This window comes from Alkalibacillus almallahensis, from assembly GCF_011761495.1.
GTDB lineage: Bacteria > Bacillota > Bacilli > Bacillales > Alkalibacillaceae > Alkalibacillus > Alkalibacillus almallahensis.
Genome location: NZ_JAASRU010000008.1, coordinates 86071 through 97933, shown reverse-complemented (window position 1 = coordinate 97933; position 11863 = coordinate 86071). Strand labels below are relative to the sequence as shown.

Genomic DNA, 11863 nt, shown 5'->3' with positions numbered 1-11863 from the left:
AAAGCTCGTATTTATTTTCTATTAGCTAATAAAAAAGCCATAGCAATAGCTATGACTTGAGAATTTGATTTATACGAACATGCTGACGCCCATCATAAGAGAGCTAAGAAGCATGGCGATAATCATAAGATAGATTACAATTGTTGTCCATGTGTTTTTCTTGCGTCGATTCGATGCATAAGGAGCGCGAGGTTGATTTTGCTTTTTAGACACACTTATACCTCCTTTAAAATCTCTAATAAACATATTGTAAAAGAAAAAAGAAGATTGGACAAGCCTAAACTTTCCTTTACAATAAGGTTAGATGACGAATTTTTCTCAAAATTATAAAGTAGATCATTAAAGGGGTTGGGAGAATGGATGAAAAGTTTCGAAAACAGTATGAGCGCTGGCAAGATGCAGCGGATCAAACGAATGAACGATTTCCAGAGCGGAAAGAACAGTTTACGAATCATTCTGGAATAGAAATTGACCGTCTGTATTTGCCAGATGAACAAGGGCAAACAAATGATTATACTGAAAATATTGGTTTTCCAGGGCAGTTTCCATTCACACGTGGAATTCAGCCTTCCATGTATCGTAACCGTTTTTGGACAATGCGACAATACGCAGGTTTCGGTTCAGCAGAAGAAACGAATGAACGCTTTCGTTATTTACTTGATCAAGGCCAAACAGGTTTATCCGTTGCTTTTGATTTACCGACTCAAATTGGCTATGATTCAGACGATTTTATGTCAGAAGGAGAAGTGGGTAAAGTAGGCGTCGCCATCGATTCGTTAAAGGATATGGAAATACTGCTAGATAGTATTCCATTAGATCGTGTAAGTACCTCAATGACGATCAATGCGCCCGCTTCAGTTTTATTATGTATGTATATCGCCGTTGCAGAGAAACAAGGCGTCCCGAAAGAAAAGATTACGGGAACCATTCAAAATGATATATTAAAAGAATACATTGCGCGCGGCACTTATATTTATCCGCCGAAACCGTCAATGCGACTAATTACGAATATTTTTGAATACTGTGCTCAAGAGATCCCGAAATTCAATACGATTAGTATCTCAGGATATCATATTCGTGAAGCGGGATCGACAGCCGTACAAGAAGTTGCGTTTACATTAGCGAATGGTAAGGCTTATGTTGACGCGGCACTTGAAAGCGGTTTAGAAATCGATCAATTTGCTCCAAGATTAGCCTTTTTCTTCAATGCACATAATAATTTCTTTGAAGAAACTGCTAAATTCCGGGCAGCAAGACGTATTTGGGCAAGATTAATGAAAGATAAATACCAAGCACAAAATGAGAAGAGTTTAAGATTGCGTTTCCATACACAAACGGGTGGTTCAACACTAACGGCTCAACAACCTGATAATAATGTGGTACGGGTGGCACTACAAGCACTATCAGCTGTGCTTGGTGGAACCCAAAGCTTACACACGAATTCAAGAGATGAAGCGTTAGCTTTGCCAACAGAGGAATCAGCACGTATTGCCCTTCGAACACAACAAATTATCGCTCATGAAAGTGGTGTTGCTGATACAGTCGACCCGCTTGCAGGCTCCTATTATGTTGAAGAGATGACAGACCAAATCGAAAAAGAAGTTATGGATTATATAGACCGAATTGAAGAGATGGGTGGCGCAGTTCAAGCGGTCGAAGAGGGGTACATGCAACGTGAAATCCATCAAACAGCCTATGAAACACAGAAGAAAATTGAATCAAAAGAGGATATTATTGTAGGCCTTAATGAATTCCAATTAGAAGAAGAAGTGCACGAAGATTTGTTACGTGTTGATGATGCTTTAGAAAAACAACAAGTTGAAAAAACGCAACAGGTTCGAAAAGAACGAGATCAATCGACTGTTGATTCTAAATTGAATAACTTAAAACAAGCCGCTCAAGATGAAACGATTAATGTCATGCCTTATATCTTAGAATGTGTTCAATCATATGCAACAGTCGGAGAAATCTGCCATACATTACGAGATGAATTCGGTGAATATACAGGTGTATAATAGGGGGAGAGGTTGAAATGGATCGAAAAATCAGAGTGCTCATTGCAAAACCAGGACTAGACGGTCATGATCGTGGGGCGCTTGTCATCGCACAAGCACTACGCGATCATGGTATCGAAGTCATTTATACAGGGTTAAGACAATCACCTGCACAAATTGCACAAGCAGCTATACAAGAAGATGTTGATGTTGTTGGATTGTCATCATTATCAGGTGGTCATAAAACATTGTTTCCAAGGGTTGTTGAAGCTTTAAAGGAAAGAAACGCTGAGGATATTCCAGTTATTGGAGGAGGCGTTATTCCAGATGAGGATATTGCTTATCTAGAAGAACAAGGCGTTCAAAAAGTATTTACACCAGGAACACCTACGACAGAAACAGTCGATTTCATTAAATCAACTGTAAGAGGTGAAGATGATGAATAAAATAGCACATATTGGCATTGCTGTTAAGTCACTTGATGAGATGATTCCGTTTTATCGTGATCAATTAGGTTTGACATTTGAAGGAAAAGAACAAGTGAACAGTGAACAAGTACATGTTGCTTTCTTTAAAATAGGCGAAAGCGCGATTGAATTACTGGAGCCGCTTAGTGACGAGTCACCCATTGCGAAATATATTGAGAAGAAAGGTGAAGGTATTCATCACATAGCATTTGATGTTGATGATGTTCAAGAACGCTTAAATCATTTAAAATCAGAAGGGGTACCCCTTATTCATGAAGAGCCGAAAACAGGTGCTCACGATAGTCAAGTTGCTTTTCTTCATCCAAAAGCAGCGAATGGTGTCTTATTTGAATTATGTCAGCAAAAATAGGAGGGTCGCATATGGATATGTTTGATAAAATCAATGAACTGTATGATAAACGTCGCAAAGTTGAACTTGGTGGCGGCGATGAAAAAATTCAGAAACAGCGTGATAAAGGTAAAATGACAGCGCGTGAACGGATTGAATATCTAGTGGATGAAGGGTCATTTGTTGAGCTTAATCCATTCATGGAACATCGTGTCACAGACTTTGGGATGGACGGAAAAGAAGTCCCAGGTGAGGGAGTTGTGACAGGTTTTGCAACTGTAAATGATCGTCCCATTTATTTATTTGCGCAGGATTTTACGGTTTATGGTGGTGCTTTGGGTGAAATGCACGGTAAGAAAATTGCAGCTGTTATGGATTTAGCCGCTAAAAATGGCACACCATTTATCGGTTTGAATGACTCAGGTGGGGCGAGAATTCAAGAAGGTGTCGCATCGCTCGATGGCTATGGTCATGTCTTTTATCGTAACTCCATTTATTCTGGTGTAATCCCACAAATTTCTGTCATTATGGGACCTTCAGCAGGAGGAGCTGTTTATTCACCAGCGATCACCGATTTTGTCATCATGGTTGAAAAAACGTCACAAATGTTTATCACGGGACCAAAAGTAATCGAAACAGTCACAGGTGAACAGATTACATCAGAGGAACTAGGTGGAGCTGATGTACATAACCGTCAAAGCGGCAATGCCCACTTAAAAGCTGAGAGTGAAGAAGAAGCACTGGATCAAGTCAAGCAATTGATTCATTATTTACCTCAAAATAGCCAAGAAAAAACACCATTACAACCCTATGACGAAAAAGAGGATTTAAGGCCAGAATTAGCTGACTTAGTCCCTTTTGATGCGATTAGACCGTATGATGTCCGTTCTGTCATAGAAGAAGTGGTCGACCACGAATCATTCTTTGAGATTCATCCTAATTTTGCTAAAAATATCGTCGTCGGTTTTGCGACCATCAATGGTGAATCAATCGGTTTAGTCTGTAATCAACCGAAGTTTTTAGCTGGTGGCCTGGACATTGATTCAAGTGATAAGGCATCAAGATTTATTAGAACATGCGATGCTTATAATATTCCGATTATAACCTTTGAAGATGTGACCGGATTTTTCCCTGGTGTTAAACAAGAGCATGGTGGGATTATTCGTCATGGTGCGAAGATCTTATATGCTTATTCTGAAGCAACAGTTCCTAAGATGACGGTTATTACACGAAAAGCGTATGGTGGCGCTTATGTTGCCTTGAATAGTAAATCAATAGGAGCTGACCTTGTTTTTGCTTGGCCAAATGCTGAGATTGCGGTCATGGGTCCTGAAGGCGCAGCCAATATTATTTTTGCAAAAGACATTCAAGAAGCGGGTGATCCTGAAGCAGTCAGACAAGAGAAAATCGATGAATATCGTGAGAAATTTGCCAATCCATATGTAGCAGCAGGCTTGGGTATGGTTGATGACGTGATTGACCCTAGAGAAACACGAATTAAATTAAAACAAGGTCTTAAAATGCTACAGCATAAAAAAGAAGAAAGACCAGAGAAAAAACACGGAAATATTCCATTATAGATGTCGGAGGTAAACGAACATGCAGATCAATGAACAACGATTAATTGATGAGTTTATAGAACTCGTTCAAATTGATTCAGAAACACAACATGAAGCGAAAATTGCATCAGCCCTAAAAACCAAGTTCTCTAATCTTGGTTTAATAGTTGAAGAAGATCAGGCTAAGGAACAGACAGGTCATGAGGCTAATAATTTAGTTTGTACATTAAAGGGACAAAAAGCAGGTGTAGAACCCATATATTTCACATCACATATGGACACAGTAGCACCAGGCGTTGGGATTACTCCATCGATTGAAGAAGATTATATCGTTTCGGATGGGACGACAGTGTTGGGTGCAGATGATAAGGCTGGTTTAGCCGCTATTATTGAAATGATTCGTACTTTACAAGAACAAGAAATAGAACATGGGGACATTCAACTGGTGATTACGGTCGGAGAGGAATCAGGTTTAGTTGGGGCACGTGCTCTTGATTCATCACTATTAACAGCTAAGTATGGTTATGCTGTTGATTCCAACGGGAAAGTCGGAAACATGATTGTCGCAGCACCATCACAAGCTAAGTTAGAAATAACATCACAAGGCAAAAAGGCACACGCTGGTGTTGCTCCAGAAGAAGGTGTTTCAGCGATTACATTAGCTGCAAAAGCTATTTCAAAAATGCCTTTAGGTCGAATTGATGACGAAACAACGGCTAATATTGGTCGATTTGAAGGTGGTCAAGCGACTAATGTTGTCTGTGACGAAGCCTATATTTTAGCTGAAGCGAGGTCACTAGAGGCGAGCAAACTTGACCAACAGATTCAGCAAATGCAAGAAGCTTGTCGTCAAGCGGAAGATGAAGTTGGTGGCTCTATAAAAGTTGAAGTTCGTCATATGTACCCTGGTTATAAACATGAAGATGGCGAACGTGTTGTGGAAGTTGTTAAGCAAGCAGCGCAACAAATTGGACGTAATAGCGTACTTTTATCAAGTGGTGGTGGAAGTGATGCTAATATAATCGCAGGTTATGGCATTCCAACGGTCAATCTATGTGTCGGATACGAAAATATCCATACAACCGAAGAACGAATACCTGTACAGGAATTAGTGAAAATTGCTGAATTGCTTACGGCAATTTCAGTAGAGGCAGCTAAATAAAAACGTGTTATAATCGAGTGTAGGATTTAATCTTGCGCTCGATTATTTTGTTTTAAAGAAGGTGTTGGTTGTGGGGAAGGGATGCGTTAACTTCCACGTGATTATGAAGGGGACTTTGAGTTATTCGTTGTCATGATGTAAATTGTGATGGTTAGAACTCAAGTTAGTATTAATAGTGGATACACTTGGAGATGAAACGACTACAAATAATAACCGTTAATAAAAGTGACAATATGAATATTATGAATAAATATCAAACGACATTCCGACAACTAAAAACCATATAATACCTACAATAGTGGAGAAAAAGGTGAAAAAGAATATATTTTTTTTAGATGGATTGATAATTAAACTTATTATGCTAGTGATCACTAGCGGTACAGCACCGAAGTAAAACAATGCATTTGATTCAACAAGATTTGAAATTAGCAAAAGTATAATACTTATGTTTTCTATAATATTATCAATTGTTTCGTAACTAATATTTCACACCTCAAATCTAATCACCCTTTAAACCTAATACTAATATAACAAAAATTAATCATAATGTTACAATATAGACTTCAAATTTAAGGAAATCCAATGACCAAAATAGTGACCAATAAATGATGTTTTAGTCACTTTAATAAGTTTAAAGATTGCTCATAACAGATCTGCCCTTTATCATTACTTTAATATAAGGATTTATAATGTTGGTGAATAATCATGAAAAGACGAATAATATTTCACGTTGATATGAACAGTTTTTACGCTTCTGTTGAAATGGCTTATCAACCCGATCTCAAAGGTAAACCTGTGGCAATTGCGGGTGATCCAGAAAAACGTAAAGGAATCGTTGTAACGAGTAATTACGAGGCAAGGGCATATGGTGTTAAAACGACGATGCCTTTATGGCAAGCTTATGACAAATGCCCTCAGCTTATTGCCTTAAAACCGAATTTTCCAAGATATCGTGAAGCATCGAAACAGATTTTTTCTGTCTTAGAATCGGTTACACCTTATGTTCAACCGATTTCTATTGATGAAGGGTATATGGATGTGTCGGATTATGATGGTGAATTAACGGCACCTCAGTTAGCAGAATGGATTCAAGAGAAATTAACGTCAGAATTGGATTTACCCTGTTCTATTGGGATTGGACCGAATAAATTTCTAGCTAAGATGGCTTCAGATATGAAGAAACCACTGGGCATCACGGTTTTACGAAAACGAGAAATACAAGATAAGCTTTGGCCCATGCCAATTGAAGAAATGTATGGTGTAGGTAATAAAACAGCTGAGAAGCTAAAACAACTGGATATTGCAACGATTGGAGATTTAGCCCATAAGAATGTTTTAACGATTAAGAACTTATTGGGTATGAATGGTGAAAGATTGCATATGAGGGCTAATGGGATTGATGAGCGAGAAGTAGATCCAGAAGCTGTCCATGATTTTAAAAGTATCGGTAATTCTCAAACCTTGCCATATGATACAACGGAATTAACAGATATTCATCCCTTGATCAAACAGTTAAGCAGTCGAGTGGCTGAACGAATGAAAGTTAAACAAGTTGTAGCTGAAAATATTCAAATTATGATTCGCTATCATGATCATAAAACGATTACACGTAGTCGTGCTTTAAGAGACTATGTTGAATCTGAAGCAGATATTGAGCGACTTGCTTTAGACTTATTTCATGCACACTGGACAGAAGAACCATTACGATTATTAGGGGTAACCGTGCAACACTTAACGCATAAAGAGGAAATAGGCAAACAACTTGATCTATTCACCTATGAACAAGAAGCTGAGAAAGAGCCCTTGTATAAAGCGATTGAACAAATAGAAGATAAATACGGGAAGGAAACTTTCGTTAAATTAAATCACCAAGAAGAAACACCGATTTCTACCAGTTTTCAAAAGGATTTTTTAAGTGAAAGAAAGAAAAAATAACCACCTCATTCATCAGCAGATTGTGATGAGCGAGGTGGTTATTTTTCTTATGGTTTGTTAAAGTTTAGTATTGTATTAGGTTGATTTAGTACTGAGTTGTTGAATTGTGAGGAGCGAAGGTGGCGACTCCAGTGGGAACAGCACGAGTCTCGAGACCCCGAAGGAAGCGCTTTTTTTCCGAGGAGGCTCGAGCCGTGCCCACGGAAAGCGTCCACCGATAGCGGATCACAATATCAACAACGGACTTCAACGAGTTATTTATTAAACAATTTATTAAACACTTTTTCGGCAATTTTTGAATGAGGGTACCGGAATGATAGGTCAAATTTAGTTGTTTGTTTTACAACACTTTTGCGGTGTGTGAATGTTTCAAAACTATGAACACCATGGTAGCTTCCAATTCCACTAGTCCCAAGGCCACCAAATGGCAAATGCGGATTAGCTAAGTGCATAATCGTGTCATTAATACATCCGCCACCAAATGACAAGTTCTTGATCACCCAATCCTGCTTTTTACTATTCTCAGAGAAATAATAGAGCGCTAGAGGATTACGTGCCTGTTCTACATGATCAACAACCTCTTCTAGATAATCAAATGAAAGAACAGGTAGGATAGGACCGAATATTTCGTCTTGCATAACCTTTGACTGCCAATCAATATCGTCGACAATGGTTGGGTTAAACTTGTGACTAGCTTGCTCCTTCTGACCGCCATACAAAATACGACCTTCTTTTAAATAGTCTGAGAGTCGTTCAAAATGACTTTCATTTACAATTTTAGTGTAGTCCTCGTTTTGAATCGGATTTTCTGAGTACATCGTTTCGATTTCTGTTTTAAGTGCTTCGATTAGTTGGTCTTTCACATTACGGTGGACGAGTGCATAATCTGGAGCCACGCAAGTTTGACCAGCGTTCATGAATTTACCCCAAGCAATTCTGCGAGCTGCCAGTTGAATCTTCGCATCCTCATCAACGATAACAGGACTTTTCCCGCCTAACTCTAGAGTTACTGGAATGAGTTGTTTACTCGCTTTTTCCATAACGATTTTTCCGACTTGTGTACTTCCAGTGAAGAAAATGTAATCAAACGGTTGATCAAGTAGTGCTTCACTTACATCTTTTTCACCTTGAATAACCGTAATGTATTGGTCTTCAAATGTTTCTTCAATCATTGTTTCTAATAATTGACTAGTATGACTTGTGAATTCTGATGGCTTGATCACGGCCGTGTTTCCACCAGCAATTGCTCCAATTAGAGGAGCTAAGGCTAATTGAAGGGGGTAATTCCATGGGCTGATGATTAGACTGACGCCATAAGGTTGTTTGTAGACCATACTTTTGGCCCCTTTATGAGACGTAGGGGATTTAACCTTTTCGGGTGCCATCCAGCTCTGTAAATGTTGTAGCGTTTCATCAATTTCATTGTATAAATAACCGAGTTCAGTTAATAAGACCTCATAGCTTGATTTATTTAAATCTTGTTTAAGGGCTTCGTATATATCTGATTCATGGCGTTTTAACATTTGCTTCAATCGCTGCAATTGATGGGCACGAAAAGTATGAGTCATCGTCTTGCCGGCTTTAAATAAGGTTTTTTGTTTTTGTATGGTAGATTCGATTGAATTCACGTTTTATCCCTCCTTTTGGATTTGAAAAGAGTCGAAGTCATAGACGTAATTGACTGAAGGGTGTATTTGTTTAAGTGTATTTAGCTCATTTTCTAAATCATGTCGTAAATAACGGCTAGAAATATGATTTAACATGACATGTTTGACTTGCGCTTCATCTGCAATTTTAACAGCTTGTGTGCTAGTAGAATGGTTATAGTCGCTCGCTAAATGTGCGTCCTCGTTGATAAATGTTGCCTCATGGACTAACACATTAGAATCTCGGATGAAATCAACAATCCGATCATATGGCAATGTATCACCTAAAATAGCTATTTTTCTGCCTGGAATCATTGGCCCCGTCACATCATCGCGATTAATCGTCGTTCCATCATTTAAAGTCACAAACTCATTCGCTTTAATTTGTTCGTAAATAGGACCAGGTTTGATACCAAAGCTTTTCAAACGGTCTGGTAGAAGGGGACCAATTTGGTCGGATTCCTCAATGACGAAACCATATGATGGAACCCCATGTACAAGTTGCATCGATTTAACACGAATTTGTTCATCTTCAAAAATTATTCCTTCATGAAGTTCTTGATAATGAATGGGATACTTTAAATGGGTTTCAGAAAGAGTTAAAGCAGATTCAACGAATTCCTGAACACCCTTAGGGCCATAGATCTCTAAAGCAGAATTGCCATCTTGAAATGAACGACTGCTTAGTAATCCTGGTAAGCCAAAAATATGATCACCGTGAATATGAGTGATAAAAATCTTTGTTATTTTACGCGGTTTAATAGTCGTCTGTAAAATCTGGTGTTGAGTAGCTTCACCGCAATCAAAAAGCCAAATTTCATCACGTTCTTGATGCATTTGTAATGCCAATGAAGATACATTCCGTTGTTTAGAAGGAACACCTGAACCAGTTCCTAAAAAAGTTAATTCCACGATGAATGCCTCCTATTAATGCTTTTATCGCCAACCACGTTCATATTGTTTTGGACTATCTATTGATTCATTTAATTCAAGAGCAGCTTGTTTAGCCCAATATGGATTAAGTAACATTTGTCTGCCGATGAAGATTAAATCAGCTCGGTTATTTTGCAGGATTTCTTCAGATTGAATGCCTGTTGTAATAAGACCTACGGCACCAGTTGATATTTTAGCTTGGTTTCGAATTTGATCCGTCATAGGAATTTGATAGCCTGGATAAGGTTTAATTCGAGCTGGTACAACGCCCCCTGAACTGCAGTCGATTAGAGAAATACCTTTTTGTTTGAGTACTTCGGATATATCAATAATATCAGATAATTGATTGCCTTCTTCATGATATTCAGCTGTTGAAAGGCGAACAAAAATAGGTCCATTCCAAGTTTGCTGGACTGCTTCAATAATCTCTAGTAAGAAGCGCATTCGATTATGTAAATCACCACCATACTGATCATCACGTGTATTCGTTAAAGGTGATAGAAACTGGTTGATTAAATAGCCATGTGCAGCGTGAATTTCGATAATATCAAAGTTTGCTTTATTTGCACGTCTAGCAGCATCACGAAAGGCGTTAATTGTATTCTGTATGTCGTCCTGTGTCATCTCTTCAGGCTCAGGTAATTGTTCATTAAATGGTAATGGAGATGGCGCATGAATCGTCTCGTTTAAATTAGCTTTACGACCTGCGTGAGCAAGTTGAATGGCTGCTTTAGCCCCGTGAGCATGTATTCTTGAAGTCACTTGTTGTAGGCCTTCAATCTGATCATCAGACCAAATCCCAAGGTCTTCATAAGAAATTCTACCATTAGGTTGGACAGCTGATGCTTCAAGCATAACAAGACCAGCTTGACCTACCGCTCGACTTTCGTAATGCGTCATATGAAATGGTGTCACACGACCATCTTGATTATGGCATGAGTACATGCACATAGGCGACATCACAATACGATTTTTAAGTTCAATATTATCAAATGTAATAGGTGAAAAAAGTTTAGTATCCAACGTTTGTCACTCCTTCATTAAATCTGGGATATCTGTTATTAAACCGTTAGCATTTAGATTCAAGCATTGTTGCCATTGCTTGGCTTTATTAACAGTGAAAACTCGAAAAGGAATCTGTTTCGTCTGAATTTCTTGAGTCATAGGTCCACCTAATAGACGCTGATGGATATGGATACTATCTGCTCCAATAGCACCTAACTGATAAGCTAAGTTTTTGGTTCGCTTTTGTCTTAACCAAGCCAGCTCTATCTGATTTTGAATTGAATGCAAATGATGGATAGTTGATGGATTAAAACAGGATAAGATTGTTCTATCTTCTAATTTAAAATGTTGTATGAGCTCAACTACTTGATCTTCAATCTGATGATATGGAATGGTATCTGTTTTTAATTCAATATTAAGGTGCAAATCCGTTGTTTTAATCCATTTTAACACTTGTTCAAGACTCGGTATGACGGCTTGGCTAAAATCGTGATGGAACCAGCTGCCTGCATCAAGGGCTTGGAGTTCTTGAAGGGTGAAATGATTGACTAATCCAGAATGGTTTGTCGTTCGTTTTAGCGTTTCGTCATGAATAACGACGATCTCATTATCACGTGATAAGTGTATATCAAGTTCAATTCCATCTGCTCCTTGTTTATGAGCTAACTGAAAAGCAGACATCGTATTTTCTGGTGCATATCGGCTTGCGCCTCGGTGAGCAAAAATTTTCGTATGAATTGCCAACACCTCTTTCAATTCTCTGTTATGATTGTGGTGTATGATGTCAGAAAAGTCAATATAAAGGGTGACGAT

11 protein-coding genes are annotated in these 11863 nt (G+C 38.5%); 6 read left to right on the top strand and 5 right to left on the bottom strand.

All coding sequences use genetic code 11. The features are described from left to right. Positions 1-69 precede the first annotated feature (69 nt). Positions 70-213, bottom strand: coding sequence for a stressosome-associated protein Prli42 (prli42, locus tag FHR85_RS14500; protein ID WP_306974363.1), 144 nt, complete (start codon positions 211-213; stop codon positions 70-72). A 143-nt stretch (positions 214-356) separates the two neighbouring features. On the opposite strand from prli42, the gene FHR85_RS08645 reads away from it, so the two are divergent. The 6 genes from FHR85_RS08645 to FHR85_RS08620 all read left to right on the top strand — a co-directional run bounded on the left by FHR85_RS08645 (position 357) and on the right by FHR85_RS08620 (position 7466). After that, entirely contained in the window at positions 357-2015 is a 1659-nt protein-coding gene (locus FHR85_RS08645; protein WP_167262477.1) for an acyl-CoA mutase large subunit family protein, read from the top strand. A gap of 17 nt (positions 2016-2032) precedes the next feature. Next, a complete protein-coding gene (locus tag FHR85_RS14560; RefSeq protein ID WP_167262476.1) occupies positions 2033-2440 on the top strand; it encodes a cobalamin-dependent protein in 408 nt (135 codons plus the stop codon). Continuing rightward, a complete protein-coding gene (gene mce, locus FHR85_RS14555; RefSeq protein ID WP_341770949.1) occupies positions 2433-2831 on the top strand; it encodes a methylmalonyl-CoA epimerase in 399 nt (132 codons plus the stop codon). The genes FHR85_RS14560 and mce overlap by 8 nt, the downstream gene beginning before the upstream one ends. Positions 2832-2842: 11 nt before the next feature. Beyond that, positions 2843-4390, top strand: coding sequence for an acyl-CoA carboxylase subunit beta (locus tag FHR85_RS08630; protein WP_167262474.1), 1548 nt, complete (start codon positions 2843-2845; stop codon positions 4388-4390). Between the two features lie 19 nt (positions 4391-4409). Further along, on the top strand, positions 4410-5531 hold the full coding sequence (locus FHR85_RS08625; protein WP_167262473.1) for a M20/M25/M40 family metallo-hydrolase: 1122 nt from the start codon (positions 4410-4412) through the stop codon (positions 5529-5531). Between the two features lie 705 nt (positions 5532-6236). Then, a complete protein-coding gene (locus tag FHR85_RS08620) occupies positions 6237-7466 on the top strand; it encodes a DNA polymerase IV (RefSeq protein WP_167262472.1) in 1230 nt (409 codons plus the stop codon). A gap of 254 nt (positions 7467-7720) precedes the next feature. Here the strand turns inward: FHR85_RS08620 and FHR85_RS08615 are convergent, their stop codons facing one another. From FHR85_RS08615 to FHR85_RS08600, 4 genes are read right to left on the bottom strand one after another with little or no spacing between them, the layout of a single operon-like run. Then, positions 7721-9094 carry an aldehyde dehydrogenase family protein gene (locus tag FHR85_RS08615; RefSeq protein ID WP_167262471.1) on the bottom strand — a complete coding sequence of 458 codons (1374 nt, stop codon included), beginning with the start codon at positions 9092-9094 and terminating at the stop codon, positions 7721-7723. A 3-nt stretch (positions 9095-9097) separates the two neighbouring features. Continuing rightward, a complete protein-coding gene (gene rnz / locus FHR85_RS08610) occupies positions 9098-10024 on the bottom strand; it encodes a ribonuclease Z (RefSeq protein ID WP_167262470.1) in 927 nt (308 codons plus the stop codon). A 24-nt stretch (positions 10025-10048) separates the two neighbouring features. Then, entirely contained in the window at positions 10049-11068 is a 1020-nt protein-coding gene (gene namA, locus FHR85_RS08605; RefSeq protein ID WP_167262469.1) for an NADPH dehydrogenase NamA, read from the bottom strand. Positions 11069-11074: 6 nt separating this feature from the next. Then, the gene (locus FHR85_RS08600) at positions 11075-11794 is read right to left on the bottom strand and encodes a glycerophosphodiester phosphodiesterase (protein ID WP_167262468.1); all 720 of its coding nucleotides are present in this window, start codon (positions 11792-11794) and stop codon (positions 11075-11077) included. Positions 11795-11863: the final 69 nt, after the last annotated feature.

Excerpts from the sequence above, each read along its gene's own strand:
- FHR85_RS08645 (WP_167262477.1), top strand. The coding sequence starts at position 357 with ATGGATGAAAAGTTTCGAAAACAGTATGAGCGCTGGCAAGATGCAGCG.
- FHR85_RS14560 (WP_167262476.1), top strand. The coding sequence starts at position 2,033 with ATGGATCGAAAAATCAGAGTGCTCATTGCAAAACCAGGACTAGACGGT.
- mce (WP_341770949.1), top strand. The coding sequence starts at position 2,433 with ATGAATAAAATAGCACATATTGGCATTGCTGTTAAGTCACTTGATGAG.
- FHR85_RS08630 (WP_167262474.1), top strand. The coding sequence starts at position 2,843 with ATGGATATGTTTGATAAAATCAATGAACTGTATGATAAACGTCGCAAA.
- FHR85_RS08625 (WP_167262473.1), top strand. The coding sequence starts at position 4,410 with ATGCAGATCAATGAACAACGATTAATTGATGAGTTTATAGAACTCGTT.
- FHR85_RS08620 (WP_167262472.1), top strand. The coding sequence starts at position 6,237 with ATGAAAAGACGAATAATATTTCACGTTGATATGAACAGTTTTTACGCT.